Raw genomic sequence first — 26,436 nt, forward strand, 5'->3', positions numbered from 1 at the left:
CGATGCCAAGGTGGCCATGGCGTGCCGAGCAACCGAGCGGGTCGAAGACCGACTCGACCGTTGCTCAGCTGCCGCGGGAAGACGCAATCCCGACGATCGACGGAGCGCGCGAGCAGGAGGGTGGCGACGGCGGGATCGCCCCGTTGACGCTGCTACGGGTGGCCGAGGCCCTCGAGAAGCTTGAGATCCGATACCTGACCGACGGAGACGGCAGCCTGCTCGCGCTGTGGGAGCGCCACGCGGTGCTGTTCGCGCTGGAGGGCCCGTCGGACGAGATCCTGGTCATCCGGGCGCGGCCGCACGGCACGGTCCCGCCGGACTGGGCCGACCGCTCCTATCGGGTGGTCAACGAGTGGAACCACACGCGCCGCTTCTACAAGGCGTATGTCGGCGACCCTACTGACCGCGGCCAGCTGCCCATCTACGCCGAGATGCAGGTGCCCCTGCTCTCGGGCGTGCACGACGCGCTCATCGCCGAGCTCGTCGATTGCGCGGCGGTGGTGGCGCTGGGCTTCGTGGACTGGCTGCACGACGAGGGTGGGCTCCTCTGACGCCGGCCCGAACGGGCGGGCGCCATGGCTGAGACTGAGGTTATGAACTGAGCGTGGCCGGCCGCCGGTCGGCATGGGACCACAGGATCGACGCATGCGCACGGTGCCTAGTGGCGCGTCGATCCTGGGACCCACGCCGATCGGCGTCGACCGCACGGCGTGCAGGGGCTGCTTCGGCCGGTTCGCTGGCCTCACACGAACGTGAACGCTCGACCTGGACGATTGTCCGATGCGGGACTCTCGATGTCCTCTCGATCGGCTCTCAACACCCTATTGATCGAACGCGACTTGCCGTGGCCACCGCCCGTACCCGACTTATACGGCAAATCCCCGATACGGGCCGTCTCGGGGCCGGGGCGGACGGCGGGGCGGCACGGCCGTGAGCCGGGATCGCGGCGGGCGTGGGACGATGTATGAGATCCCCAGCCCGATGGAGAACGGACGCCTGTGCCACCGACGATCGACCCCGGCGCGAACCGCCCCGGCGCCAGCGTGCCGGACCGGATCCGCAACTTCTGCATCATCGCCCACATCGACCACGGCAAGTCGACGCTGGCCGACCGGATGCTGCAGCTCACCGAGGTGGTCGAGGCCCGGCAGATGCGGGCGCAGTATCTCGACCGCATGGACATCGAGCGTGAGCGCGGCATCACGATCAAGAGCCAGGCCGTGCGCATGCCGTGGAAGGTCCGCGAGGGCGGCCTGGCCGGCGAAGAGTTCGTGCTCAACATGATCGACACGCCCGGGCACGTCGACTTCACCTACGAGGTCTCGCGCAGCCTGGCGGCGTGCGAGGGCGCGGTGCTGCTGGTGGACGCGGCCCAGGGCATCGAGGCGCAGACGCTGGCCAACCTCTACCTGGCTCTCGAGAACGACATGCAGATCATCCCGGTGCTCAACAAGATCGACCTGCCGGCGGCGCAGCCGGAGAAGTACGCCGAGGAGCTCGCGCACCTCATCGGGTGCGAGCCGGACGACTGCCTTCGGGTCTCCGGCAAGACCGGCGTCGGGGTGTCGCACCTGCTGGACGAGATCGTGCGCCAGCTGCCGGCACCGACCGGCGAGTCCGACGGCGCCGCGCGCGCGATGATCTTCGACTCCGTGTATGACGTGTACCGCGGCGTGGTCACGTATGTGCGGGTGGTCGACGGGCGGATCGAGGCGCGCGACCGAATCCGGATGATGTCCACCGGCGCCGTCCACGAGCTGCTCGAGCTCGGCGTCATCTCGCCTGAGCCGATCAAGAGCACGGGGCTGGGTGCCGGCGAGGTGGGATACCTCATCACCGGCGTGAAGGACGTGCGCCAGTCGCGGGTGGGTGACACGGTCACGATCAACGCGCGGCCGGCGAGCGAGCCGCTGGGCGGCTACAAGGACCCCAAGCCGATGGTGTACTCGGGCCTTTACCCGATCGACGGCTCGGACTACCCGCTGCTGCGCGACGCGCTGGACAAGCTCAAGCTCAACGACGCCGCCCTGGTGTACGAGCCGGAGACGAGCGCGGCGCTGGGCTTCGGCTTCCGCTGCGGCTTCCTCGGCCTGCTGCACCTGGAGATCATCCAGGAGCGGCTGGAGCGTGAGTTCAACCTCGACCTGATCTCCACGGCGCCCAACGTGGTCTACCGCGTGATCATGGACGACGGCAGCGAGCACGCGGTCACCAACCCCAGCGAGTTCCCCGACGGCAAGACCGGCCAGATCTTCGAGCCGACGGTCCGCGCCACGGTGCTGACCCCCAACGACTACGTCGGCGCGATCATGGAGCTCTGCCAGGGACGGCGTGGCTCGCTGCTGGGCATGGACTACCTGTCCGCCGACCGCGTGGAGCTGCGCTACACGCTGCCCCTCGGCGAGATCATCTTCGACTTCTTCGACCAGCTCAAGAGCCGCACCAAGGGCTACGCGAGCCTCGACTACGAGCCCTCCGGCGAGCAGCAGGCCGACCTGGTGAAGGTCGACATCCTGCTGCACGGCGAGCCGGTGGACGCCTTCAGCGCGATCGTGCACAAGGACAAGGCGTACAACTACGGCGTCACGATCGCGGGCAAGCTGCAGAAGCTGATTCCGCGCCAGCAGTTCGAGGTGCCGATCCAGGCGGCGATCGGCAGCCGGATCATCGCGCGCGAGACGATCCGCGCCATCCGCAAGGACGTGCTGGCCAAGTGCTACGGCGGTGACATCAGCCGGAAGCGCAAGCTGCTGGAGAAGCAGAAGGAAGGCAAGAAGCGGATGAAGATGGTCGGCCGGGTCGAGGTGCCGCAGGAGGCCTTCATCGCCGCCCTGTCCTCCTCGGACACCCCGGGCGGCGACGCCAAGCCGAAGAAGTGACCGGCCCGGAGGCCAGGCACTGCCCCCGGTGCGGGGCGCGGACCGAGCAGCCGCCCGCCGTCTGCGGCGCCTGCGGCTATGCCGTGTTCGTCAACCCGCGCCCCACCGGCACCGCGATCATCGTGCGCGACGGCCGCTTCCTGGCCATCCGGCGGTCCCGGCCGCCCCGCGAGGGGTGGTGGGACCTTCCCGGCGGCTTCTGCGACGGCTTCGAACACCCGGCCGACGCGGCCGTGCGCGAGGCACGGGAGGAGCTGGGCGTGCGGATCGAGCTGGGCGCGTTCGCGGGCATGCACATCGGGACGTACGAGTTCCAGGGCGAGCGGCTGCCCGTTCTGGACTGCTTCTGGCTGGCCACGATCACGGCCGGGGAGATCGCCCTCGATCCGGCCGAGGCCAGCGAATATGCCTGGCTGGCGCTGGACGATCCGCCGGAAATGGCATTTCCGACCATGGACGCGGTCCTGCGCAGTCCGCTCGTTCGACAATCTTCGGTGCGTTTGGTCCCCTGAGCCCGCGGGCAATACAAGCTCAACCGCAAAGCACAGCCCCCTGGTTGAGCTGGTAAGGAGGAGACCAATGACTGTCACCGGTATCATCACCGCGCTGATCGTCGGTCTGATCATCGGTGCGCTCGGCCGCCTGGTCGTCCCCGGGCGCCAGAGCATGCCGATCTGGCTGACGATGGTCATCGGCGTCGTCGCGGCGCTGCTGGGTACGGTCGTCGCCAATGCGATCGGCATCTCCACGAACACCCCGGGCGTCGACTGGGGCGAGTTGCTGATCCAGGTTCTGCTCGCGGCCGTCGGCGTTGCCCTGGTCGCCGGTTTCGCCGGTCGTGGTCACCGCACCCTGCCGTAACGAGCATCGCATTCGAAAAACGCGGGCCCCCGGCTGAAAAGCCGGGGGCCTCGCGCTGCGACTGAAACGCGAACGGGGACTTAACGCAGCCAGGGAATCGAACGGTCCAGCAGGCCGCGGGTCTTCAGCTCCTTGCGGAGCGGAATCTCCTCGTCGATGTAGCCGTTCCAGTTGATGCCCCAGTAGTTGGCCGTGTGCGTCGCCTCGCCGCACAGCTGGCGCTGCACGGGGGTGCGGTTGGCCCACCACTCGCCGTCGTAGTCGATCGGCATGTCGTCGAGCTGGCGGATCCAGCGGTACGTGTAGCCGATGAAGAGCATCTTGCGCGTGACGTTCGAGTAGTTCGGCGACCGGGAGTGCCAGAGGCGGCGGTCGAAGATGAAGCAGTCACCAGGGTTCGCGGTGATCTCGACGGTGCCCTCGGGGTCGGGGTTGTGCACCGTGGTGTCGGCCGGGCGGGGCAGCGAGTTCCAGAGGTGGCTGCCCGGGATGACCTTGGTGGCGCCGCGGCCCTGCTCCGACAGGTCGGAGATGACGTAGGCGATCTTCAGCGAGAACATCGGCCGCGGGAGGTTCGGGTCCAGGGTCTCCGGGTCGGAGTTCTGGCGGTATCCGTCCTGGTGCCAGCCCCAGGAGGGGGGTTCCTCCTCGGAGGTGGGCGGCGTGATGTCCAGGTGGTTGTGGTGCGTGTAAATGTTCCAACCCGCCAGGCCCCACATGTAGGGGAAGAGGGTCGGCTGGGTCAGCAGGTGCCCGAACAGGTCGTCCCGCGTCAGGAAGCCCAGCAGGTGCAGCGTGCCGTCCTTCTTCAAGAAGGAAGAGCCGGCCGCCTTCTCCTCGGCCCAGACCCGGTCCATGGCGGCCTCGAGCTGAGCCCGGTGGTCCTCCTTGAGGACGTTGCGGACCAGTAGGAAGCCGTTGTCCAGGAACTCCTTGCGGTCAGCCTCGCTGATCGGCTCGTAGCCGGTGAGACCGCCGTAGTCGGGTGCAGCGGACGTCATGTCCTCCCCTTAGTTTCGTCGAACCGAACGCCCGATCGTAACGCGAGGTGCACTCGCGCCCGACTCGGGAGTTGGCCACCGGACAGTGTCCGAAAGTGCGACAACCCGCTGGTCGCGCGGAACGTCAGGGCTCTCAGTAGACCTCGGCGACGACCCGCTCACCGGCCGGTCCGGCGTTGATGCCGCCACGCTCCGTCACGTGCGACCACGCTCCGCTCGACGCCGTCCACTGCATGTCGCCGAAGACCACCCGCTTCACGCCGTGGTCCTGGGCGTGGGCGACCAGCCAGTGCGCGTACTGCCAGCCGGACTTCGGCTCGCGGACCTTCAGCGCCACCCCGACCAGGTCGGCCACGTCGGCGGTGCTGACGCTGCCCCAGTCGAGTTTCAGGCTCGCGCCCAGGGAGCGCGCCGCCTCCGGGCCGCGGCTGGCCGCCTCGCTGACGCTGCAGGCGACCGCGCCGGTCACGTCGCCACTGAGCGCGCGGACCATGATCTCGGACTCGTCGGCCCACTTCTCGTAGGCCTCCGGGTGTGCGCTGCGCTGCACCTCCTGGGCGGCGTCGGTGACCCGCATGTTCTCCCAGCCCTTGACCTTGAGCAGGGCGGTGAAGAACGCGTTGGCCGCGTAGCGCGGGTCGGCGATCTGCTCCGGCCGGCCCCAGCCCTGGCTGGGCCGTTGCTGGAACAGCCCGATTGAGTCGCGGTCGCCGCCGGCGAGGTTCTCCAGTTTCGATTCCTGCCACGCGGTGGCCAGCGCGACGACCAGCCCGCGGTGCGGGATCTTGCGGGTGAGCCCGACCGCGGTGATCGTCGCGGCGTTGGCCAGCTGCTCCGTGTCGAGCCCGACCTCGCCGGAGCCGTCCGCGGTGGCCTTGACCGATGCGTTGCCGGCGTTGACCACGCACGCCTTGCCGAGGGTGGGGATGCGCAGCGGGATGTTCTCGCCCACCTTGTGGATCACGACGTAGGCGCACAGCGCCACGGCGACGGCGGCCACGGCCGCCAACGTCACCAGCGTTCGACCACGCATCGTCACCTCCCGTCGCTCAGGTCGAACAGCCTACGTGCCCGGCGCCACCCCACGGCGTCAGCGAACGCCGTCCGGAACCCAATTCGGGTCCCGTTTCTCCCGGAATGCCATGATGCCCTCCATGCCCTCGGCGGATCCGAAGTACCCGACGGACAGCTCGGTCATGGCCGCGATCTCGTCACGGAACGTTTCGGATTCGTGGCGCCGCAGGAGCTCCTTGGTGCCGGCCAGCGCGCCCGGCGCGCCGCGGACCAGGTCGCGCAGGTAGCCCTCCACCGCCGCGTCGAGCTCGTCCGGGTCCACCGCGGCGGTCACCAGTCCGACCCGCTCGGCCCGCGCCCCGTCGAACGTCGCCCCGGTCAGGTAGAGCTCGGCGGCGGCCCGCGGGGACAGCCGCGGCAGTACTGTGGCGGAGATCACCGCCGGGACCACGCCGATACGGACCTCCGAGAACGCGAACGTCGCGGCGGTGCTGCACACGGCGATGTCGGCGGCCGCGATCAGCCCCAGGCCGCCCGCACGGGCCGGCCCCGCCACCCGGGCGACGACCGGCTTGCGGCTCTCCCAGATCGCCGCGAGGACCTCGCCGAGCCGGTTCACCGGCGGCCGGCCGGATCCGAACGCGGCCGCGGTCTCCTTGAGGTCGGCGCCGGAGCAGAAGACCGGGCCGGTGTGGGTGAGCACGACCGCGCGGATCGCGTCGTCGGTGTCGGCCGCCGCCAGCGCCGCCAGCAGCTCCTCGATCAGGGCTGTGGACAGCGCGTTGCGGTTGGCCGGGCTGTCGAGGGTGAGCGTCGCCACGCCCCGCTCGGTTTGTGACCGCACGAGAGACATGCGGGCACATTAGTGCCCCTCGCCGGAAAATCGCAGTGGTTCGCCCCGCCCAGGTCGCCCTCCTTTGCCGCGATTCCGCGGTTCGCGGACACTGGTGACATGCCCGGAACACTGCCTGACGGCGAGCCGATGCCGCGCGACGGAGCGCTGCCCGATGGGGTCGCCGACGGCGCCGGGCGGTCCGGCTTCGGCGTATACGTGCACGTGCCCTTCTGCGCCAGCCGCTGCGGGTACTGCGACTTCAACACCTACACGGCGAGCGAGGGTGTGCTCAGCGCCGGCTACGCCGAGCAGGTGCTCGACGAGCTGGCCCTGGCCGCGAAGGTGGTCCGCCCGCCGCGCGTCGACACCGTATTCTTCGGCGGGGGCACGCCGACCCTGCTGCCCCCGGCCGAGCTGGCGCGCATCCTGGAGGGCATCGACCGCACCTGGGGCCTGGCCGCCGGTGCCGAGGTCACCACCGAGGCCAACCCCGAGTCCGTCGACCTCGCCGCGCTGCGCGAGCTGCGGGTCGCGGGCTTCAACCGTCTCTCGCTCGGCATGCAGTCGGCCGCGCCGCACGTGCTGGCCGTGCTGGACCGCCGGCACACCCCGGGACGCCCGCCGCGGGTCGCCGCCGAGGCCCGGGCCGCCGGGTTCGACCGGGTCAACCTGGATCTGATTTACGGTACGCCGGGGGAGCGCCCGGAGGACTTCGCCGCCTCGCTGCGCACGGTGATCGACGCCGGGGTCGACCACGTCAGCGCCTACGCGCTCATCGTGGAGGACGGCACCCGCATGGCCGCCCGGATGCGCCGGGGAGAGCTGCCGTACCCCGACGACGACGTCGCGGCCGACCGGTATATCGCCGCCGACGAGGCGTTCGCCGCGGCCGGCCTCGCCTGGTACGAGGTCTCGAACTGGTCGAAGGACTCGCCGTGCCGGCACAACGAGCTCTACTGGCGGGGCGGCGACTGGTGGGGGCTCGGCCCGGGCGCGCACAGCCACATCGGCGGCGTGCGCTGGTGGAACGTCAAGCACCCGCACGCCTACGCGGCGCGCTTGGCGGACTCCGCGTCGCCGGGGCAGGCCCGTGAGCTGCTGACGCCGGATGAACGTCGCATGGAGGACGTCCTGCTGCGCATCCGCCTCGCCGACGGCCTGCCGCTGTCCGTGCTCGACGCGGCCGGGCTCGCCGGCGCGCGGGACTGCCTCGCCGACGGGCAGCTCGAGCCGGCCGCGTTCGAGGCCGGCCGGGCGGTGCTCACCCTGCGCGGGCGGCTGCTCGCCGACGGCGTGGCCCGTGCCCTGACGTGATGAGGGCGGCCCTCGTTGCGTGGGCCGCCCTCAATCGGACTGCTTACTTGATGAAGCGGAAGGTCATCGGGTAGCGGTAGAGCTCCCCGTTGTTCGCCTTCATGCCGCCGAGGATCGAGAAGACGAGGACGACGATCCACACGATGAACGGCAGGAAGATCAGGATGCCGAACGAGCAGACCGAGAGGATCACCGACACGATCATGGCGATGCCCCACGTGATCTGGAAGTTCAGGGCCTCGTTCGCGTGCGCCTTGATCGTCGGCGACTCGTTGCCCTTGGCCAGCAGCGCCACGAGCGGCGCGACGAAGCCGAACAGGATGCCGCCGAAGTGGGCGATGAGCGCCCACGTCTTCTCGTCGCTGTTGGCGTAGCCGGCCGGAGCGCCGCCGGGCGCGCCGTACGCGCCCTGCTGCTGATACCCAGGCTGTTGGTAACCCTGCTGCTGGTATCCAGGCTGTTGGTAGCCGGGCTGTTCATACCCAGGCTGCTGGTAGCCGGGCTGCTGGTACCCGCCGCCGGACGTGGGCGGTGGGGCGTAGGCGCCGCCGCCGCTCGACGGTGGTGGAGCGTAACCGCCGCCCGACACGGGCGGCTGGGGCGGGTACCCGGCGTTGGGGTCCGACGGCGAGCCGTATTCCCCCGGGGGGCGAGGTGGTTCACTCATGGTGGCCACGGTAGGTGCATCGATCAAGTGGCGCCAGCGACACGACATGACTTCTTTTGGACAACTTTTGCCCAGTCCAGCGGCCGTGCCGCCCATCGTGCACCAAACGATCATTCCGCGCCCCCGCGCGACTGACGTAGACTGGCACTCACTAGTTGGGAGTGCCAGTCTTCGAGGAGGTGCCATGGCCCTTGACGAGCGGAAGCTTGAAGTGCTGCGCGCCATCGTCGAGGACTATGTCGCCACTCAGGAACCGGTAGGCAGCAAGGCCCTCGTCGAGCGGCACAACCTGCGGGTCTCCCCGGCAACGGTCCGTAACGACATGGCTGTGCTGGAGGAGGAGGGGTATATCAGGCAGCCGCACACCAGTGCGGGCCGTGTGCCCACCGACGCTGGTTACCGGCTGTTCGTCGACAAGCTCTCCCGGGTCAAGCCGCTCACCCAGGCCGAGCGCCGGGCGATCGAGCGGTTTCTCATCGGCGCGGTTGATCTCGACGATGTGGTCCATCGCACCGTCCGGCTGCTCGCCCAGCTCACCAGGCAGGTCGCCGTGGTGCAGTATCCGAGCCTGTCGCGCGCGACCGTGCGACATTTCGAGCTGGTGCCGATCTCCACCACGCGGATCATGGTCGTGATGATCGCCGAGACCGGCCGGGTGGAGCAGCGCCTGGTCGACCTGCCCGGCCCGATCCTCGCCGACGACGTGACCGAGCTGCGCCGGGTGATCAACGAGAAGCTGGTCGGCCAGCGGCTGGCCGAGACTCCGCCGCTGGTGCTGGCGCTCATCGAGGAGGCGGCACCCGGCCTGCGACCGCCGATGACGGCCCTTTCGACGGTCCTGCTGGAGACGCTGGTCGAGCGGACCGAGGAGCGCATCGCGCTCGCCGGCACCGCCAACCTGGCCCGCGGCGGCCTGCTGGACTTCCAGGGCTCGCTGCGGCCGATCCTCGAGGCGCTCGAGGAGGAGGTCATCCTGCTCAAGCTCTTCGGCGAGGTCGAGCCCAGCAGCACGCGGGTGCGCATCGGCGACGAGAACGAGATCGAGGACCTGCGGACCGCGTCGATCGTGGCCACCGGATACGGGCCCGGCTCGATGGTGGTCGGCGGGATGGGCGTACTCGGCCCCACCCGCATGGACTACCCCGGAAACATCGCGACCGTGCGCGCCGTGGCACGCTACGTCGGCGACCTGCTGGCACAGAGTTGACATCTATCTCAGGGGCATAGGACTCAGTGGCGAAGGACTATTACGGGATTCTCGGCGTCAAGCGGGACTCCACGGCCGATGAGATCAAGCGGGCCTACCGTCGGTTGGCCCGCGAGTTTCACCCGGACGTCAATCCGGACCCGACGGCGCACGAGAAGTTCAAGGAGATCAACGCCGCGTACGAGGTCCTCTCCGACCCGCGCAAGCGTGAGATGGTCGACCTGGGCGGCGACCCGCTGGCCCCCAACGGCGGCGGCGCCGGAGGCCCGGCGGGCGGCGCGTTCGTGGGCTTCCAGGACATCATGGACGCCTTCTTCGGCACCCAGTCCGCCCGTGGGCCGCGCCCGCGGGTGCGGCCCGGCGCCGACGCGATCCTGCGCCTCGACCTCGACCTGCACGAGACCGCGTTCGGCGTCGAGGCACCGATCCAGGTGGACACCGCCGTCGTCTGCACCACCTGCCAGGGTGCCGGCACGGCGCCCGGCACCCACCCGCAGACCTGCGAGATCTGCCAGGGCCGCGGCGAGGTCCAGTCGGTCCAGCGCACCTTCCTCGGCCAGGTCGTCTCGGCCCGCCCGTGCTCGGCCTGCCAGGGCTTCGGCACGATCATCCCGCACCCGTGCGCGACCTGCGGCGGCGACGGCCGGGTCCGCACCCGCCGCTCGCTGACCGTGAAGATCCCGTCCGGCGTCGAGGACGGCATGCGCATCCGCCTCGCCCAGCAGGGCGAGGTCGGCCCCGGCGGCGGCCCGCCCGGAGACCTCTACGTCGAGATCCACGAGCGCCCGCACGACGTGTACTCCCGCAAGGACGACGACCTGCACTGCCGCGTGACCGTGCCGATGACCGCCGCGGCCCTCGGCACGCGGCTGACCATCAAGACCCTCGACGGCGAGGAGACGGTCGAGGTGAAGGCCGGCACCCAGCCGACCTCCACGCTGCGCATCCGCGGCAAGGGCGTGCCCCACCTGCGCGGCGCCGGCCGCGGCGACCTCTACGTCCACCTCGACGTGCGCACCCCGACCCGGCTCGAGCCCGAGCAGGAGCGGCTACTGCGCGAGTTCGCCCGCAGCCGCGGCGAGGAGGTCGCCGAGCTGTCGAAGCAGGGCGGCTTCTTCTCCCGGATGCGTGACGCCTTCAACGGCCACGCGTGATCGGGCCCACCGCTCGTCGCGGCCGGGGTGCTGCGGGTCCCGCATGAGCGGTCCGCAGCGGAGCGGGCGCGGGCGTAGCTCATGCCGCAGTCGCAGCGTTGCGGAGGGTTCGGCATGAGCCCGCCGCTCTTCCTCGTCGACGAGCTGCCCTCCGGTGACCGCTTCACCCTGGCCGGCGCCGAGGGCCATCACGCCGCCAACGTCCAGCGCATCACCACCGGCGAGGCGCTGCTGCTGTGCGACGGCCGGGGCGGCCTGGCCCGCGGCGTCGTGCTCGCCGCGCACAAGGGCGCCCTGGACCTCGCCCTCGACCCCGCCGAGCACGTGCCGCCCGCCGACCCGTCGATCACCGTTGTGCAGGGGATCGCGAAGGGGGAGCGGGGCGAACTGGCGGTACAGCTGCTGACAGAGGTCGGCGCGGACCGGATCGTGCCCTGGCAGGCGGCCCGCAGCGTGGCCCGGTGGCGGGACGCGAAGCCGCTGGAGCGGTGGCGTTCGACCGCACGCGAGGCGGTCAAGCAGTCGCGCCGTCCGTGGCTGCCGGAGGTGACCGAGGCCCGCTCGACGCGACAGCTCGCCCTGACCGGCACGGTACTCGTCCTGCACGAGGAGGCGAGCGAGCCGCTGTCCGCCGTGACGCTGCCCGCCACCGGGGAGATCACCCTGGTCGTCGGCCCGGAGGGCGGGGTGGCCCCGGAGGAGCTGGCGTCGATCGGCGGCACGCCGGTGCGCCTCGGCCGCGAGGTGCTGCGCACGTCGACGGCCGGCGCCGCCGCGGTCTCGGCCCTGTCCGTGCGCCTCGGCCGCTGGTGATCCCGGCGCCGCCTCAGCTCAGCCCGGGTCCATAATCCACGCTGTGGCGGGCGGTGGCGATGCCGGGCTCGCGGGACTGCGCGGTGAAGACGAGCACGCGGCCGTCCTTGCACGGGTACTGCCATCCACGGTTCGCCCTCGTGCTCGTACGCCAGCGCCCATGGCTCGGCGAGCGACAACTGTCTGGCCCGCGGCGATCATCACGTCCGGGTCGGCGATGTGCGCCGGGCCCTGCACGGAGATGGACGTGTTGTGCTCGCCACGATGCCGGGCACGGTGTGTGCGGCCGACGGGTCGGCGAGCGCCTTCGCCGGGCTGTCCGGCCGCCAGTGCGTCACCACCACAGCGTCGGACCCGGCGTCGGGACGCTCGAAGGTGTACGGCCAAATGCGGCACCAGCACCAGGCCGTGACCAGCGAGGCGGGCGAATACGTGTCTCCTGGCCACGCACTGTAGTCACAACTGTGCGTCGATGATCCCCTGGCCTTCGCGTCGACGGAGAGCATGGCACCTGACACCGGCTGCAGCGCCGCCGAGCGATCCAGCCCGGATCGGGCTTCCTGACACTCTTCGAGTCGACGAAGGCAGTCCGACGATCCCGGTTCGACACGAGCACATTCCCCGTGGCGTGATCGCACAGTGGTCCACCGTCGGCGAGTACGGACCGTGACAGCGGTACCCGGTGGCGATGTGTGCGTTGCGCGGGCCGTCGCCATTGCCGAGACATTCGGGAAATCGGCACCGGCGGTCCACGAGTATAGCGATTGCTTGTTCCCGCCTTTCGGGGAATTCGGCGGAGATGCCGCCTGGCCGTGCGTGGCATTGTCGAAAGGTGGCCGTGATGCACCGGGTGCCGTATATTGCCGCGAACCATTCGATGCGTTGCCGGACCGGTGGACGGGCGCAGTTGTGGCGTGGATGCGCGGCGACGCTTCGGGACGGGACGGGGCTGCCCGGCGCCGTCGGCTTGGCGCGGCGCGGGACCGCAGCCGTTTGTCGTGGTGCTGCTCGCGGGGCGTCGTTTCTGGTCAGGTTGTGCCTGGTCAGGCGGCGTGACCGGCGGCGGCGAGGGTGGCACCGGCCCCTGTTCCTGGCCGTCCCGCCGGTCGCCGGCGGGGTGTCACCGCGGATGCGGCGGAGTTTCTCGGAGTGCCGTTTGGCCAGGCCCCATTCCCGATGCCGCGCATGCTCCCGGCGGAACTGCTCATTCGCCGGAGAATAACGACGTGACCTGGTCCGGTCACGCATGGCAGCCAACTCCTTCCTGGGAAACAACTGCAGCTGACCCATGCCTGCCATTATCCCAAAACCCGACCGAAACCACCGACCCGAACAGCGGTCCATAATGTCAAATGGTGCACGCTCATATCACTGATGCGTGCCGGTTGCCCGTGAGGCCAGCGGGGCGGCGTCCAGGTGCACGGTGAGGTCGTCATGGTCTACGCGAAGTCGATCATTGGCGGCAGGGACGTCTCACCCATGCACGTGGTCGTGTGCGTACAGGGCTCGAGGGGCGTGCCGGGCTGCGACCTGCCGATCGCCCACGGGTGCCGTGACCACACCGGCTGGATGCGGCCCAGTGGCGACACGCACCTGTCGGATGAGGCTACGGATGGTGAGGTCGTCGGTTGGTGGGCCGAGCCGATCCCGCGTGAGGCGCCGGTGACCAGTACCCTTCGCGCCGCTGAGCGGCACCCCAACCGCCAAGATCGACCCACGGCGACCCCATAAGATGCGTTCGTGACGAGTGACTGCCTCTTCTGCCGCATCGTCGCCGGCGAGATCCCGGCGACCGTCGTGCACGAGACCGACACGACGCTGGCGTTTCGCGACATCGCGCCCAAGGCGCCGGTCCACGTGCTGGTGATCCCCAAGGCGCACCACACCGACGTCGTCGAGATCGCCAAGGCCGACCCCGGGCTCGCCGGTCAGGTGCTCGCCGCCTGCGCCGCCGTGGCTGAGGCCGAGGGGCTGCCGGAGGGGGGCTTCCGCGTCATCTTCAACGTCGGCCGCAACGCCGGCCAGGAGGTCTTCCATGTGCACGCGCACGTGCTCGGCGGCCGGCCGCTCGGGCCCATGGTCATGGCATGAGGCCGGTTCAGCGGTACGAAAGGATGGCCCGACGGGTCCAGGCGGAGAGCCGGGTCCCGGCGCTCAGCGTGGCCGTCCACCGGGCTGACCGTCCGCTATGGACCTTCCAGGTGGGCGAGGGGGTCGACGCCGCCAGCCAGCTGCGGATGGGGTCGATCACCAAGACGTTCACCGCCGTGCTCGTCATGCAGTGCCGCGACGACGGCCTGCTCGACCTCGACGACCAGATCGCCCGGCACCTGCCCGTCAAGGCACACGGCGAGCTGACCATCGGCCGCATGCTCTCGCACCTGTCCGGCCTGCAGCGCGAGCCGTTCGGTGACGTGTGGGACACCATGCAGGCGCCCGATGTCGAAGGGCTGCTCGCCCAGCTCGACCGCGCCGAGCAGGTGCTGCGCCCCGGCCGGCGCTTCCACTACTCCAACCTGGCGATCGCCCTGCTCGGCCACCTCGTCGGGCGGCTGCGCGGCGGCACCTGGGAGCAGGCCCTGCGGGAGCGCATCCTCGAGCCGCTCGGGCTGTACGACATCGCGGTCACGCCACAGCGACCCGTCGTCGGCTACCAGGTCGACGCCTGGTCCGACTACGCCCACCCCGAGCCGCCCGACGACTTCGGCGCCGTCGGCCCCGCCGCCCAGCTGTGGAGCACCGCTGCCGACCTGGCCCGCTGGGCCGCGTTCCTGGCCGACCCGCGCGGCATGGACCCCAACGGCACCGTGCTGTCCGCCGCCACCGTCGAGGAGATGCGGGTGCCGCAGGCCGTCACCGAGGACGTCCTCTGGGCGCGCGCCTTCGGCCTCGGTCTCATCCTGCACCCGCAGCCGGGCGGGGAACGGGTCGTGCACGTCGGCCACGACGGCGCGATGCCCGGGTTCCTCGCCGGCGCGTATGGCCGGATCGGCGGCTCCGGCACGCCCAGGGCCGTCGGTGTGGCGTCTCTTGGTTCATCCGGTACGGCGGGTGCGATCCTCGATCTGCCGCACGAGCTGCTCGCCGCCGTGGCGGAGCACGACCCGGCAGACATCGCGCCGTGGGTGCCCGGCCCGCAGGCCCCGGCGCACTACCGCTCCGTGCTTGGCCGCTGGTGGGGCGAGGGATTCGAATACGCGTTCAGCTGGCGCGACGGCACCCTGCTCGCCCGTGCTGTCAACGCGCCCGCCAAGTGGCCGCCGGCCGTGTTCACCCCGGTCGACGGCGAGCCCGACCTGTTCCGCACGGTCTCCGGCCGCGAGACCGGCGAACTGCTCCGCCTGACCCGCGACGAGAACGGCACGGTCGTGCGAATGCACTGGGCAACGTACCGCTTCACGCGGGGCCAGGAGGCCTTCGACGGCCACCGCTTCTGACACCACACCGCAAGACAACAGCGCACCCCCTGCGCGCGCCCGGCGGCGGTGCCCCGGCCGCGACCGCGCCTCGAACTTCGCCGTGTCCCAGCCCGCACGAGCCGCAACCCCTGCGCGCGGGCGGCGGCGGTGCCCCCGGCCGCGACCGCGCTTCGGACTTCGCCGTGTCCAGCCCGCGCGAACCGCAGCCCCTGCATGCAGGGCCCGCGCGAACCGCAACCCTGCACGCAGCGTGCACACGGGACCGCAACCCCTGGCACGCAGCGTGCGCACGGGACCGCAACCACTACGCGCAGCCCGCACGAGCCGTAACCTCTGCACGCAGCGTGCGCACGGGACCGCAACCACTGCGCGCAGCCCGCACGAGCCGTAACCTCTGCACGCAGCGTGCGCACGGGACCGCAACCTCTGCGCGCAGCGTGCGCACGGGACCGCAACCACTGCGCGTAAGCGCCCGCAAAAGTGCCCGCGAAGCGGGCATGGGGGGTGTGGGGTGGGACCCCCCCCACCGATGCTCGAGCGAAGCGAGAGCCAGGCTAGAAACAGCTAGAAACAGCTAGAAACACTAAAAACCACGCGAAATGATCGTGAAGACGGCGCCGTTCGGGTCCTCGATCACGGCCAGGCGGCCGTGCGGGGAGTCGAACGGGCCGCGCTGCACCCGGCCGCCCGCGGCCAGCACCCGCGCCGCGGCGGTGTCCGTGTCGTCGGTGGCGAAGTAGACCGTCCAGTGGGCGGGCACGCCGTCCCACTCCGCCGTCATCTTGAGGCGGCCCGCGACCGGCTCGGCGTCACCGACGGTCCACGCTGAGTAGTCGAAGGGTTCCAAACCGGGGCGGACAGGAGTCGGGATCCTGGTCTGGAGGTAACCGAAGACGCCGTGGTAGAAGAAGTCGGTCACGGTCGGTTCCCGCGTCATCACCTCGGCCCAGCACAGGGCGCCGTTCTCGTCGTACAGCTGCGAGCCGGTGTGCCGGCCCGGCTCCCACGCGCCGAACGCCGCGCCCGACGGGTCGGTGGCGAACAGCATGCGGCCGCTGTCCGGGACCTCCATCGGCGGGATCAGCAGCTTGCCGCCGTGCTCGTCGATGCGGTGCGCGGTGTCCGCGAGGTCGTGCGACATGAGGTACAGGCTCCAGGCGGCCGGTAGCTGCTCGGACCCGGGCATCGGCGGGCTCATCCCGGCGACGATCCGGTCATTCTTCATGCACATCACATAATGCCCGAAATTGGCCCCGGTGTCCGTGTAGGTCCAGCCGAACACGGCCGCGTAGAAGTGCTGCGCGGCCGGTAGGTCGGCCGCGACGACGTCCGCCCAGCAGGGCTCGCCGTCGACGTATCCGGTGCGTTCGACCATGGCTGGGGGCTCCAATCGGATCGGTCATCTGCCTCCCTACCAGCACAGGACCGCCCCGCGCGGGCGAATCGCGGCAGACGGCATGATCGGCCGAATCGGTTCGGAGCGAAAATGGGAACGGTCGGGCGGGCAGTCAGCCGATACCATGAGAGCCTGGACATGAGCCCAGGCTGGAGCGAGCCCGGAAGCAGGTGCTTGAGGCCCAACGCGGCCAAGGTATGACCGAGACCCCAAACCCCGTGCCGGCAGCATCGTCGGAACAGCCCGTGCGGGCCATCAGCAAGATCACCGTTCCCGACCCGCACGTCATGGTCAGGCTGCTCGGGGCCGGCGACGAGATCCTCAAGCTCGTCGAGCGGTCGGTGCAGAGTGATGTGCACGTGCGGGGCAACGAAATCACCATCACCGGCGCAGCCGCCGACAATGCCATGGCCGAGCGAATCTTCAGCGAGCTGATCGAGTTGGTGCGCAAGGGCGAGGTCCTGACCACGGACAACGTCCGGCGCACGGTCGGCATGCTGCAGCAGAACACCGCCGAGCGCCCGGCCGAGGTGCTGACGCTCAACATCCTGTCCAGGCGGGGCCGCACCATCCGGCCCAAGACACTGGGCCAGAAGCGCTACGTCGACTCGATCGACCAGCACACCATCGTGTTCGGCATCGGGCCGGCGGGCACCGGCAAGACGTATCTGGCCATGGCCAAGGCCGTCCAGTCGCTGCAGGCCAAGCAGGTCAACCGGATCATCCTGACCCGCCCCGCGGTCGAGGCCGGCGAGCGACTGGGCTTCCTGCCCGGCACGCTTTACGACAAGATCGATCCGTACCTGCGCCCGCTGTACGACGCGCTGCACGACATGATCGACCCCGAGTCCATCCCCAAGCTGATGGCCGCCGGGACGATCGAGGTCGCGCCGCTGGCCTACATGCGCGGCCGCACCCTTAACGACGCCTTCATCATCCTGGACGAGGCTCAGAACACCACGCCCGAGCAGATGAAGATGTTCCTGACGCGGCTGGGCTTCGGCTCGAAGATCGTCGTCACCGGCGACATCACGCAGGTCGACCTCCCCGGGGGGACCCGCAGCGGCCTCCGAGTCGTCCGTGAGATCCTCGACGGCGTCGAGGACGTTCACTTCGCCCAGCTCGGCAGCGCCGATGTCGTGCGCCACCGGCTGGTCAGTGACATCGTCGACGCCTACGCCCGCTGGGACGAAGCGCAGGAGGCTCAGCAGCCGGTGCGTGCCGTCCCGGACCGCGCCGCACAGGGTGGCCGGCCCGGGCGACGCAGATAGCCACGGGAGCGCTGTTGTCCATCGAGATCGCCAACGAGTCCGGCGTCGACGTCAACTCCGACACCATTCTCGCGGTGGCGCGGCACGCGCTCGACGAGATGGGTGTCAACCCTCTCGCCGAGCTGTCGATCCTGCTCGTCGACGTGGAGTACATGACCGAGCTCAACCACCGCTGGATGGACGGCGACGGTCCGACGGACGTGCTGGCCTTCCCGATGGACGAGGGCAGCGTCGATCACGGCCCGGGCGAGGGGGCCGGCGAGCCGGCCCTGCTCGGCGACATCGTGCTGTGCCCGGAGGTGGCCGCGAAGCAGGCCGTCACCGCCGGGCACGCCACGATCGACGAGCTGGCGCTGCTCACCGTCCACGGCATCCTGCACCTGCTCGGATACGATCACGCGGAGCCGGAGGAGGAGGCCGAGATGTTCGGCCTCCAGGCGCGGCTGCTGGAGAGCTGGCGAAAGTCGTGAAGTCGTGAGCGACGCCACATTGCTGGCCACGGCCGCTGGGCTGGTCGTGCTGGCAGGCCTGTTCGCCATGACCGACGCCGCACTCAACGTGGTCTCCCCTGCGCGGGCGCACGAGCTCGCCCGCGAGGGCCGGCCCGGCGCGACCGCGCTGGAGGTCATCGCCGCCGACCCGGCCCGTTACGTCAACCTGCTCCTGCTGCTGCGCCTGCTGTGCGAGCTGACCGCGACCACCCTGGTCGCGCTGGAGACCGCCGCGTGGGTCGGCGGTGACCAGGACTGGCTCGCCGCGCTGATCACCGCCGGCGTGATGACCGTCATCAGCTTCGTCGTGGTCGGCGTCGCGCCCCGCACCATGGGGCGCCAGCACGCGTATCACGTGGCCCGGTTCGCCGCGCCGCTGGTGCGCTGGCTCGGCACGGCCCTCGGCCCGCTGGCCCGGCTGCTGATCCTCATCGGCAACGCGGTCACCCCCGGCAAGGGATACCGCGAGGGCCCGTTCGCCACCACGATCGAGCTGCGCGAGCTCGTCGACCTCGCCGAGCAGCGCGGCGTCGTCGAGCACGGCGAGCGCGACATGATCCACTCTGTGTTCGCGCTCGGCACCACGATCGCCCGCGAGGTGATGGTGCCGCGCACCGAGATGGTCTGGATCGAGGCGCACAAGACTGTCCGCCAGGCCCTCATGCTCGCGATGCGCGGCGGCTTCTCCCGCATCCCCGTCGTCGGCGAGAACGTCGACGACGTGCTCGGCATCGTCTACCTCAAGGACCTCGTGCGCCGCACCGCCGGCGACGACCCGGGCGCCGCGGAGATGCCGGTCGCCCAGGTCATGCGCGACGCCACCTTCGTGCCCGAGTCCAAGCCGGTCGACGACCTGCTCCGCGAGATGCAGGCGGCACGCACCCACATGGCCGTGATCATCGACGAATATGGCGGCACCGCGGGTCTCGTCACCATCGAGGACATCCTCGAGGAGATCGTCGGCGAGATCACCGACGAGTACGACGTCGCCGAGCGCCCGCCGGTCGAGGAGCTGCCCGACGGCGCCGTGCGGGTCACCAGCCGGCTGCCGATCGAGGACCTCGGCGAGCTGTTCGGCGTGGAATTGCCCGCCGACGAAGCCGAGACCGTTGCCGGCCTGCTCGCTCAGGCCCTCGGCCGGGTCCCGATCCCCGGCGCGACCGCGGTCGTCGGTGGCCTCGTGCTCGTCGCCGAGGGCGCCACGGGCCGGCGCAACCGCATCGAAACCCTCCTCGTCCGGCGCGCCGAGCCCGAGGACGAGGATCAGACCAGCCACGAGATCGAGAGGCAGCACGCCGATGCCTGAACTGTCCGCCGAGGACGCCAAACTGGTGACCCTGGCCCGTGCGGCGCGCGCCCGCGTCGGTGCCGTCGAGGGCGCGGCGGTCCGCGACGGGGACGGCCGCACGTACAACGCCGCGTCGGTCGCGCTGCCGTCGCTGTCGGTCACCGCGCTGCAGCTGGCGGTCGCGGCGGCGGTCTCGTCGGGCGCGACCAAGATCGAGGCCGCCGCGGTGGTCACCGAGGCCTCGACGCTCGACGGCCTGGGCCACGCGGCGGTCCGCGATGTGTCACCGTCCGCGCCGATCCACCTGGCCGCCCCCGACGCCACGGTGTTCGCCACCGTCGAGGACTAGGCCCGGCCAGCCCGGCTATTCCCGCCTGGCTGCTTCGGCTCAACCAACGCGTGATGCTGAGGTGGAGCCGGGGACCGCTAAATGCTGATAAGTCCGGAAATGTCTGATGCTGCCAGGCGTCGGACATTTCCGGTAGCCCTCCCGCGGTGGAGGGCGCGATCAGGTGGTCAGCGTCGGGATGACCGGGTTCGGGATCGCGCCGCCGAAGCGGCGGTCGCGCTTGGCGTAGACCTCGCAGGCGTACCACAGGTGGCGGCGGTCGAAATCTGGCCACAGTGTGTCGACCGAGACGAACTCCGCGTACGCGGCCTGCCAGATCATGAAGTTCGACGTGCGCATCTCGCCGGAGCTGCGGACCATCAGGTCCACGTCCGGCAGGTCGGGCTCGTCGAGGTACCGGGCGAAGGTCTTCTCCGAGATCCGGTCCGCCTTGAGGCGGCCGGCGGCCACGTCCGCGGCGATACGCGCCGCCGCGTCGGCGACCTCCGCGCGGCCGCCGTAGTTGACGCACATCGTGAACGTCAGCTTGTCGTTGTGCCGGGTGAGCTGCTCGGCGTACTCAAGCTCGCTGATGACCGAGCGCCACAGCCGGGGGTGGCGGCCCGCCCAGCGGACCCGGATGCCCATCTCGTGGAACTCGTCGCGGCGGCGGTGGATCGTGTCGCGGTTGAAGTTCATGAGGAAGCGGACCTCGTCCGGGGAGCGCTTCCAGTTCTCGGTGGAGAAGGCGTAGGCGCTGACGTACTTCACGCCGAGCTCGAGCGCGCCCTCGATCACGTCGAACAGGGCCGCCTCACCCGCGGTGTGCCCGGCGGTGCGCGGCAGGCCGCGCTGCTTCGCCCAGCGGCCGTTGCCGTCCATGATGATCGCCACGTGCTGCGGCACGGCCTCCTTCGGCAACGCCGGCGGGCGGGCACCGCTGGGGTGTGGCGACGGCGGGCGGAAGTCCCTTTGCCTGCTCACGAGCTTTCCTTTCGAAGTGGTCGAAGGGGCCGGTCGGCGCGGTCGACCAGCGGGAGCGAGCGTAGTGCGCGCTCCAGGTGCCACTGCAGATGCGCGGCGACCAGGCCGCTCGCCTCGCGCTGGTGCACCGCTGGGGCGGCGTCGGCGACCGCCCAGTCGCCCTTGACGAGCGCCGACATCAGCTCGATCGTCGCCGGTGCCGGGTGTGCGGCCCCGGGTGGGCGGCAGTCGGGGCAGACCGCGCCGCCAGCCGGCACGGAGAAGCCCCGATGCGGGCCCGCAGTGCCGCACACCGCACACTCCCGCAGCGCCGGCGCCCAGCCGGCCACGCTCATCGCGCGCAGCAGGTAGGCGTCCAGCACCAGGCTGCCGGCGTGCTCGGCGACGGCCAGCGCGCGCAGGGCGCCCAGCGTCAGCTGGAACAGCCGCAGCGCCGGTTCCTGCTCGACCGGCGTGAGCCGCTCTGCGGTCTCGGCGATGGCGCTGGCCAGGGTGTACCGCGAGTAGTCCGCCAGAAACCGCCGCCCGAACAGGTCGACGCCCTCCACCTGGCTGATCACGTCGAGGGTCCGGCCCTCCAGCAGCTGCACGTCGACGTGGCCGAACGGCTCCAGCCGTCCCCCGAACTTCGACGTGGTGCGGCGCACCCCCTTCGCGACCGCCCTGATGCGGCCGTGGTGGCGCGTGAACAGCGTGATGATCCGGTCGGACTCGCCCAGCTTCTGCACCCGCAGCACCACGGCGTCGTCGCGGTAGAGCTTTCCGCGGAAGCCTGACCCGGACATCAGAACCCCAGGCGGCGCAGCTGCTTCGGGTCGCGCTGCCAGTCCTTGGCCACCCGCACGTGCAGGTCGAGATACACGCGGCCGCCGAGCAGGTCCTCGATCTCGCGGCGCGCCCGGATGCCGACCTCCTTGAGCCGGCTCGCCCGGTGGCCGATCACGATCGCCTTCTGGCTCGGGCGCTCCACGTAGATGTCGGCGTAGACGCGGGTGATGCCGTCCTCGGGCAGTACCTCCTCGACCAGCACGGCGATCGAGTGCGGCAGCTCGTCACGCACCCCGTCCAGAGCGGCCTCGCGGATGAGCTCCGCCATCAGCACCTGCTCGGGCTCGTCGGTGAGCATGCCGTCCGGGTAGAGCTGCGGCGAGCGCGGCAGGTGCCCGATCATGACGTCGACGAGCGTGTGCAACTGCTCACCCGCCACGGCGCTGACCGGCACGATGTCGGCGAACTCGCCCAGCTCCTGCACCGCCAGCAGGCGCCTGGCCAGGGTGCCCTTGTCGACCAGGTCGGTCTTCGTCAGCACCGCGACCAGGGTCGCCTTGAGCTCGGCGATCTCGCCGCTGATGAACCGGTCGCCGCGGCCGATCTCCTCGTCCGCCGGCAGGCACAGGCCGATCACGTCGACCTCGCTCCAGGTCGAGCGGACCAGGTCGTTGAGGCGCTCGCCGAGCAGCGTGCGCGGCCGGTGCAGCCCTGGCGTGTCGACCAGCACCAGCTGCGAGTCCGGCCGGTGCACGACCCCGCGCACCGTGTGCCGGGTGGTCTGCGGCTTCGGCGAGGTGATCGCGATCTTCTGCCCGACGATCGCGTTGGTCAGCGTCGACTTGCCGGCGTTGGGACGGCCGACAAAGCAGGCGAAGCCCGCACGATAATCACCAGAGGTCTGCACGATGTTTCAGGGTACTCAGACCTCCAGTCGCAACTGGCGGGGGCGTTGTGAAAGAGGTGTGACCTTCACGGCGGCCGCGGTGGCGACCTGGAGTTCGACAGTACCCTCGACCAGCCCGCGGCCGGCGGAGCGCAACACGATCCGGCCCGGCATCAGCCGCGACAGCGACGTCGGCACGGCGCTGCGCTGCTCGGTGGCCAGCACCAGGTGCACGCCGACGGCCTTGCCGCCCGCCGCCACCGCGGTCAGCGCGTCGTTGAGCAGCGGGTCGTGGCCGTCGACGAGGACCAGCACCCGGGCGCCGTGTTGCTCGTCCAGCCCGGCCCGCTCGGCGACCAGCTCCCCGATCGTGCCCAGCAGCGCCAAGGCGGCCGGCACGTCGGCGGCGTCGATCCGGCAGACCCGCAGCGCCGCCGCGTCGAAGAGCCGCCCGAACGACGCCGCGATGGTGTCCAGCAGCGTCGACTTGCCGGCGCCGGTCGGGCCGTACACCAGCAGGTGCCCGAGCTCGTCGAGGTCGAGCGGCCACACGTGCACCGCCTGCGAGCTGGGCAGGTCGACCATCCCGATCGGCGCCGCGAACGCCGCGCGGGCCCCGAGCGCCCGCGCGCCGTGCTCAACGTCCCGTCCGGAGTGTTCCGGCGCCCCGGCGAAGTCGGCGATATCGGAAATGTCGTATGTGGCGCGCAGCGGTGGCTGCCAGGCTCGCGGCTGGTCCGGCACGCGGGCCTCACGGTGCGCCGTGGTGATCGCCGCGACGAGCCGCCGCAGGTCGGTGACCTCGCCGTCGTCGCACCGGGCGGCCGCGGTGGCACCGGGCTCCGCAGCGCCCATCGTGGCGTCGGCCGCGGCGCCCGTCGCGGTGTGGGCCGCGGCACCCGGTCCGGTACCCCGTGCGGCGCCCGCCGTCGCGGCAACGGCGGCGGGCAGAGGCGGGGTGCGCGGCGGGGTGTGCAGGCCGGACTCGAAGCGCCACTCCGTCACGATCGTCGGGCCGCCGGAACGGTCCCCGGGGGAGCGGGCACCGCCGTAGGCGACCTGAACCGCCTCCGGGTCGGCGTCGCCGACGCGGACGAACGCCCGGCCCGGCAGCAGCGGCGAGAGGTGGGCGGCGTCCGGGCGCTCGAGGACCTCAAGGCTGTCCTGCTCCTCCTCGACGCGCAGCGCGATGCGCAGCGGCGCCTCCGCGCGCAGGTCGTCGTCGAGGGCGCAGTGCGGGTGCGCCGTGGACAGCAGCAGGTGTACCCCGGCCGGGCGCCCGCGCCGGGCCAGGTCGCGCAGGCCGGTCACGAAGTCGACCGGCGTCGCGGTGAGCTCCGCGACGACGATGAGCAGGTTGGCCGGGGCCGCGGCCAGGTGCCTGCGTTCCATCTCGGCGATGTCCTTGACCGCGTGCCGGCGCAGGATCGCCTCCCGGCGGCGCACCTCGGCGGCGAGGGAGACCAGCACCCGCCTGGCCTGGAAGGCGTCGTCGCCGGTGAACACCCCGACCGTGTGCGGCAGGTCGGCGCACTCGGCGAAGGTGGCGCCGTCGGTGTCGACGAGGACGAACGTGAGACGGTTGGCCGGGTAGGTCGCCGCCAGCGCGGTCAGGTAGGAGCGCAGCAACCAGGTGCGGCCGGAGCCCGGGGCGCCGGCGATGATGCCGTTCGGGCCGTCGCGGCGCAGGTCCACCACGACCGGGCCGGTGCCGCCGAGCCCGATCGGCGCGGCCAGGCCCCGGTCGCGGGTCGACGGGACCCAGCGCTTCACGATCGCGCTCGGCGAAGGCTCCCTGCCGAGCTTGAGCACATCACCCAGCGGCGCGACCTGCGGGGCCGCCCCTCCGGCCGCGTCACGGGTGGCGGCCAGGGCGTGCGCGACCCGGTCGGCGACCGCCGCGCCGATGCCCTCGCCGTCCAGGGCCACCACCCCGGCCGGCAGTTCCTGTGTGGATGCGGCGCAGGTCAGCAGGCTGATCCCGCCTCTGCGCCCGTCCTCGATCAGGCGGGCCAGCGCGGCCTGCGGTACCGAATCGGGATCCGGAAGCACCACCACCACGTGCGGCGTGAACTGCTCGGCGATCGCGTGCCGGCCCAGCCGCCGCTGCCGCAGCAGCGCCTCGACCAGCGCGAGCACCCGGCGCCGGTCGTCCTCCCGCGCGGCGACCGTGCGGGTGCCCGGCGCGAACGCGGCGGTCAGCGTGCGGGTGTGCGGCAACCAGCCCGTCCACGTCCAGTGCTCGGCCTCGTACGGCGTGGTCAGCACCACGAGCGCCAGGTCGTTCGGGCCGGCGAGGGTCGCCAGCTGTACGACCCACGAGCGCAGCACCGCGCGGCGGTCCTCGGCCGGGCCGGTCGCGCCGAGCGCGCCCAGGCAGCGCAGATCCGCCTCGACGGGGACGTCGGGATCGATCGCGTACCGCTGCCGCAGCGCGCCGATCCGCTCGATGTGCGCGGGGTCGAAGTCGCCGGTCGAGCCGCCGGTCGGGGCTTCCTGCTCGAATCGCAGCCGGCTGGGCTGGTCGGCGGTGGCCGCGCGCAGCGTGAGGAAGTCCCGGTCGTCGGGGCGGCGGGCCGGCTTCTCCTGCCGGTCGGCGGCCCGCGCCAGGTGGGCGACGCTGGGCGCCTCGGCCCGCCGCGCCTGGACCACCGCCCGGTGCTTGATCGCCGCGTCGGCCTCGGCGCGGTCCATGGCCGCCGCGAACTCCGCGGCCGTGTCGGCCCCACGGCGGCGCAGCGCCAGGCGGCGGCGTTTGGGCGGATGCGGTACCACGGGAAGCCACACCGCCGGCGGGGGCCCCTTCGGCGCCGGAGGGTCCGCCGGCACCTCCTCGACCGTGACCACCGTGGTCCCGAGGCGCAGCAGCTGGCCGAGGGTCAGCGTCGCGGTGCCCGTCAGCGGCTCGCCGTCCAGCCGGGTGCCGCCGGGCGAGCGCAGGTCGGTCGCGGCCACCTCGTGACTGCCGATGCCCAGGTGCAGGTGGCGCCGCCCGGCGGTGGGGTCGGTGAGGACCAGGTCGCTCGCGCGGTCGGTGCCGATGACGAACTCGCCGGGCGGCAGCGGGAGCCAGATCCCGGCGTCCGGCCCGGCCACGACGAGCAGCTCGAAGCGGTGCGGGCGCGACGTGCGCTCCGGCCTCGGGAAACCCGGCGTCCAGTCCGGCTCGCCGGGCTTGCCGAGGGCCGACCCGGACCAGGCGATCTCCGGCGGCGCCAGCAGGATCGTGTCTCCGCAGCGCAGGCCCTGCTCGCCTAGCGGACTGCGCGGGTCGAGCCGCCGTCCGGTGCGCAGCAGCCAGGCCCAGGTGGTCTGCTGCGGGCGTTCGGCCGGGTCGAGGAGCCCCAGAAGTTCGGTGATCAGGTCGTCGACCCCGTTGCCCGGGTCGGCCCGCAATCTTACCGTGCGATCCAGCGTCGCGGTCGAATCTCGCCTCGCCACCCGCACGTCGATCAGCAGGTCCATCGGCCGGCCCCCTTCTTCCCGAACAGCATCGATCCGTCGTCGGTCTCCAGAAAGCCTGGTGGCGGGGCGGACGCTCTGCAGGGCTCCGCCCTCGACAGTAAGCGCCGCAACGCCGAGTGGATCGCATCGACGCGCGCCAGGATTTTGTGCTATACGCGGCTAAACCGGGCGGAACGGGGCGTCGGTCACCCTCCTGGAGCATGTGCGGCGCGCTGGGCATCGCGTGGGACCCGGGGATGCTGTCGTGGCCGGGCGGGCGGCGGGAGACCGACGGGGTGTGGGCGCCCGACTGGTGGGGGGGCGGGGGGGGGGGGCGGCGCGCGCGCACCCCCCCACCCCCGCCCCCCCCCCCCCCCCCCCCCCGGGGCCGGGGGGGGGAAGCCCCCGGGGGGGCG

General features: G+C 71.4%; 24 protein-coding genes and 1 pseudogene. 16 read left to right on the top strand and 9 right to left on the bottom strand.

Annotated features, from left to right (window positions below; all coding sequences use genetic code 11):
* The first annotated feature begins 2 nt into the window (after positions 1 to 2).
* From AB0367_RS27255 to AB0367_RS27270, 4 genes are all read left to right on the top strand, one after another.
* On the top strand, positions 3 to 551 hold the full coding sequence (locus AB0367_RS27255; RefSeq protein ID WP_366229274.1) for a YbjN domain-containing protein: 549 nt from the start codon (positions 3 to 5) through the stop codon (positions 549 to 551).
* A 447-nt stretch (positions 552 to 998) separates the two neighbouring features.
* The gene (gene lepA / locus AB0367_RS27260; RefSeq protein WP_366229275.1) at positions 999 to 2,879 is read left to right on the top strand and encodes a translation elongation factor 4; all 1,881 of its coding nucleotides are present in this window, start codon (positions 999 to 1,001) and stop codon (positions 2,877 to 2,879) included.
* Complete coding sequence (locus AB0367_RS27265) at positions 2,876 to 3,391, top strand: NUDIX hydrolase (protein WP_366229276.1); 516 nt, start codon at positions 2,876 to 2,878, stop codon at positions 3,389 to 3,391. Before lepA ends, AB0367_RS27265 begins: the two co-directional genes overlap by 4 nt.
* 67 nt (positions 3,392 to 3,458) lie before the next feature.
* Positions 3,459 to 3,740, top strand: a complete 282-nt coding sequence (locus AB0367_RS27270; protein ID WP_366229277.1) for a GlsB/YeaQ/YmgE family stress response membrane protein — start codon at positions 3,459 to 3,461, stop codon at positions 3,738 to 3,740.
* A gap of 80 nt (positions 3,741 to 3,820) precedes the next feature.
* Here AB0367_RS27270 and AB0367_RS27275 read toward each other — a convergent pair whose 3' ends face one another.
* From AB0367_RS27275 to AB0367_RS27285, 3 genes are all read right to left on the bottom strand, one after another.
* Positions 3,821 to 4,741, bottom strand: coding sequence for a phytanoyl-CoA dioxygenase family protein (locus AB0367_RS27275; protein ID WP_366229278.1), 921 nt, complete (start codon positions 4,739 to 4,741; stop codon positions 3,821 to 3,823).
* A gap of 133 nt (positions 4,742 to 4,874) precedes the next feature.
* Entirely contained in the window at positions 4,875 to 5,774 is a 900-nt protein-coding gene (locus AB0367_RS27280; protein WP_366229279.1) for a hypothetical protein, read from the bottom strand.
* 57 nt (positions 5,775 to 5,831) lie between these two features.
* Entirely contained in the window at positions 5,832 to 6,608 is a 777-nt protein-coding gene (locus AB0367_RS27285) for an enoyl-CoA hydratase family protein (protein WP_366229280.1), read from the bottom strand.
* Positions 6,609 to 6,707: 99 nt separating this feature from the next.
* Between AB0367_RS27285 and hemW the strand changes: the two genes are divergently transcribed.
* Complete coding sequence (gene hemW / locus AB0367_RS27290; protein ID WP_366229281.1) at positions 6,708 to 7,904, top strand: radical SAM family heme chaperone HemW; 1,197 nt, start codon at positions 6,708 to 6,710, stop codon at positions 7,902 to 7,904.
* Between the two features lie 43 nt (positions 7,905 to 7,947).
* On the opposite strand, the gene AB0367_RS27295 is transcribed toward hemW, so the two are convergent.
* Positions 7,948 to 8,571 (bottom strand): DUF4870 domain-containing protein, encoded by a 624-nt coding sequence (locus AB0367_RS27295; RefSeq protein ID WP_366229282.1) that lies wholly within the window; start codon positions 8,569 to 8,571, stop codon positions 7,948 to 7,950.
* A gap of 184 nt (positions 8,572 to 8,755) precedes the next feature.
* Here AB0367_RS27295 and hrcA point away from each other — a divergent pair, with 184 nt between their 5' ends.
* From hrcA to AB0367_RS27325, 6 genes are all read left to right on the top strand, one after another.
* On the top strand, positions 8,756 to 9,778 hold the full coding sequence (hrcA, locus tag AB0367_RS27300; protein WP_366229283.1) for a heat-inducible transcriptional repressor HrcA: 1,023 nt from the start codon (positions 8,756 to 8,758) through the stop codon (positions 9,776 to 9,778).
* 26 nt (positions 9,779 to 9,804) lie between these two features.
* Entirely contained in the window at positions 9,805 to 10,932 is a 1,128-nt protein-coding gene (gene dnaJ / locus AB0367_RS27305) for a molecular chaperone DnaJ (RefSeq protein WP_366229284.1), read from the top strand.
* Positions 10,933 to 11,046: 114 nt separating this feature from the next.
* Entirely contained in the window at positions 11,047 to 11,745 is a 699-nt protein-coding gene (locus AB0367_RS27310; protein WP_366229285.1) for a 16S rRNA (uracil(1498)-N(3))-methyltransferase, read from the top strand.
* A 252-nt stretch (positions 11,746 to 11,997) separates the two neighbouring features.
* The gene (locus AB0367_RS27315) at positions 11,998 to 12,201 is read left to right on the top strand and encodes a hypothetical protein (RefSeq protein ID WP_366229286.1); all 204 of its coding nucleotides are present in this window, start codon (positions 11,998 to 12,000) and stop codon (positions 12,199 to 12,201) included.
* A 1,284-nt stretch (positions 12,202 to 13,485) separates the two neighbouring features.
* Complete coding sequence (locus tag AB0367_RS27320) at positions 13,486 to 13,836, top strand: histidine triad nucleotide-binding protein (RefSeq protein ID WP_366229287.1); 351 nt, start codon at positions 13,486 to 13,488, stop codon at positions 13,834 to 13,836.
* A 23-nt stretch (positions 13,837 to 13,859) separates the two neighbouring features.
* Positions 13,860 to 15,182 carry a serine hydrolase domain-containing protein gene (locus tag AB0367_RS27325; protein WP_366229288.1) on the top strand — a complete coding sequence of 441 codons (1,323 nt, stop codon included), beginning with the start codon at positions 13,860 to 13,862 and terminating at the stop codon, positions 15,180 to 15,182.
* Positions 15,183 to 15,747: 565 nt separating this feature from the next.
* Here the strand turns inward: AB0367_RS27325 and AB0367_RS27330 are convergent.
* Positions 15,748 to 16,539: a VOC family protein gene (locus tag AB0367_RS27330; RefSeq protein ID WP_366229289.1), complete on the bottom strand. Its 792-nt coding sequence runs from the start codon at positions 16,537 to 16,539 to the stop codon at positions 15,748 to 15,750.
* A gap of 218 nt (positions 16,540 to 16,757) precedes the next feature.
* On the opposite strand from AB0367_RS27330, the gene AB0367_RS27335 reads away from it, so the two are divergent.
* The 4 genes from AB0367_RS27335 to AB0367_RS27350 are packed head-to-tail and all read left to right on the top strand — an operon-like array spanning position 16,758 to position 19,959.
* Positions 16,758 to 17,831 carry a PhoH family protein gene (locus AB0367_RS27335; RefSeq protein WP_366229290.1) on the top strand — a complete coding sequence of 358 codons (1,074 nt, stop codon included), beginning with the start codon at positions 16,758 to 16,760 and terminating at the stop codon, positions 17,829 to 17,831.
* A gap of 14 nt (positions 17,832 to 17,845) precedes the next feature.
* Positions 17,846 to 18,301: an rRNA maturation RNase YbeY gene (gene ybeY / locus AB0367_RS27340; RefSeq protein ID WP_366229291.1), complete on the top strand. Its 456-nt coding sequence runs from the start codon at positions 17,846 to 17,848 to the stop codon at positions 18,299 to 18,301.
* A gap of 4 nt (positions 18,302 to 18,305) precedes the next feature.
* Positions 18,306 to 19,628 (top strand): hemolysin family protein, encoded by a 1,323-nt coding sequence (locus AB0367_RS27345; protein ID WP_366229292.1) that lies wholly within the window; start codon positions 18,306 to 18,308, stop codon positions 19,626 to 19,628.
* Complete coding sequence (locus AB0367_RS27350; RefSeq protein ID WP_366229293.1) at positions 19,621 to 19,959, top strand: cytidine deaminase; 339 nt, start codon at positions 19,621 to 19,623, stop codon at positions 19,957 to 19,959. The genes AB0367_RS27345 and AB0367_RS27350 overlap by 8 nt, the downstream gene beginning before the upstream one ends.
* Positions 19,960 to 20,118: 159 nt before the next feature.
* Here AB0367_RS27350 and AB0367_RS27355 read toward each other — a convergent pair whose 3' ends face one another.
* The 4 genes from AB0367_RS27355 to AB0367_RS27370 are packed head-to-tail and all read right to left on the bottom strand — an operon-like array spanning position 20,119 to position 26,041.
* A complete protein-coding gene (locus tag AB0367_RS27355; RefSeq protein ID WP_366229295.1) occupies positions 20,119 to 20,922 on the bottom strand; it encodes an isoprenyl transferase in 804 nt (267 codons plus the stop codon).
* Positions 20,919 to 21,707, bottom strand: coding sequence for a DNA repair protein RecO (gene recO / locus AB0367_RS27360; RefSeq protein ID WP_366229296.1), 789 nt, complete (start codon positions 21,705 to 21,707; stop codon positions 20,919 to 20,921). The genes AB0367_RS27355 and recO overlap by 4 nt, the downstream gene beginning before the upstream one ends.
* Positions 21,707 to 22,597, bottom strand: coding sequence for a GTPase Era (era, locus tag AB0367_RS27365; protein WP_366229297.1), 891 nt, complete (start codon positions 22,595 to 22,597; stop codon positions 21,707 to 21,709). The genes recO and era overlap by 1 nt, the downstream gene beginning before the upstream one ends.
* Before the next feature lie 15 nt (positions 22,598 to 22,612).
* On the bottom strand, positions 22,613 to 26,041 hold the full coding sequence (locus AB0367_RS27370) for an FtsK/SpoIIIE domain-containing protein (protein ID WP_366229298.1): 3,429 nt from the start codon (positions 26,039 to 26,041) through the stop codon (positions 22,613 to 22,615).
* Positions 26,042 to 26,241: 200 nt separating this feature from the next.
* Here AB0367_RS27370 and AB0367_RS27375 point away from each other — a divergent pair.
* Positions 26,242 to 26,436, top strand: a pseudogene (locus AB0367_RS27375) (hypothetical protein); the annotation flags it as partial.

The organism is Dactylosporangium sp. NPDC051484, from assembly GCF_040689395.1.
Taxonomy (GTDB): domain Bacteria; phylum Actinomycetota; class Actinomycetes; order Mycobacteriales; family Micromonosporaceae; genus Dactylosporangium.

Excerpts from the sequence above, each read along its gene's own strand:
- AB0367_RS27255 (WP_366229274.1), top strand. The coding sequence starts at position 3 with ATGCCAAGGTGGCCATGGCGTGCCGAGCAACCGAGCGGGTCGAAGACC.
- AB0367_RS27270 (WP_366229277.1), top strand. The coding sequence starts at position 3,459 with ATGACTGTCACCGGTATCATCACCGCGCTGATCGTCGGTCTGATCATC.
- AB0367_RS27275 (WP_366229278.1), bottom strand. The coding sequence starts at position 4,741 with ATGACGTCCGCTGCACCCGACTACGGCGGTCTCACCGGCTACGAGCCG.
- AB0367_RS27280 (WP_366229279.1), bottom strand. The coding sequence starts at position 5,774 with ATGCGTGGTCGAACGCTGGTGACGTTGGCGGCCGTGGCCGCCGTCGCC.
- AB0367_RS27285 (WP_366229280.1), bottom strand. The coding sequence starts at position 6,608 with ATGTCTCTCGTGCGGTCACAAACCGAGCGGGGCGTGGCGACGCTCACC.
- hemW (WP_366229281.1), top strand. The coding sequence starts at position 6,708 with ATGCCCGGAACACTGCCTGACGGCGAGCCGATGCCGCGCGACGGAGCG.
- AB0367_RS27295 (WP_366229282.1), bottom strand. The coding sequence starts at position 8,571 with ATGAGTGAACCACCTCGCCCCCCGGGGGAATACGGCTCGCCGTCGGAC.
- hrcA (WP_366229283.1), top strand. The coding sequence starts at position 8,756 with ATGGCCCTTGACGAGCGGAAGCTTGAAGTGCTGCGCGCCATCGTCGAG.
- AB0367_RS27310 (WP_366229285.1), top strand. The coding sequence starts at position 11,047 with ATGAGCCCGCCGCTCTTCCTCGTCGACGAGCTGCCCTCCGGTGACCGC.
- AB0367_RS27325 (WP_366229288.1), top strand. The coding sequence starts at position 13,860 with ATGGCCCGACGGGTCCAGGCGGAGAGCCGGGTCCCGGCGCTCAGCGTG.
- AB0367_RS27330 (WP_366229289.1), bottom strand. The coding sequence starts at position 16,539 with ATGGTCGAACGCACCGGATACGTCGACGGCGAGCCCTGCTGGGCGGAC.
- AB0367_RS27335 (WP_366229290.1), top strand. The coding sequence starts at position 16,758 with ATGACCGAGACCCCAAACCCCGTGCCGGCAGCATCGTCGGAACAGCCC.
- AB0367_RS27350 (WP_366229293.1), top strand. The coding sequence starts at position 19,621 with ATGCCTGAACTGTCCGCCGAGGACGCCAAACTGGTGACCCTGGCCCGT.
- recO (WP_366229296.1), bottom strand. The coding sequence starts at position 21,707 with ATGTCCGGGTCAGGCTTCCGCGGAAAGCTCTACCGCGACGACGCCGTG.
- AB0367_RS27370 (WP_366229298.1), bottom strand. The coding sequence starts at position 26,041 with ATGGACCTGCTGATCGACGTGCGGGTGGCGAGGCGAGATTCGACCGCG.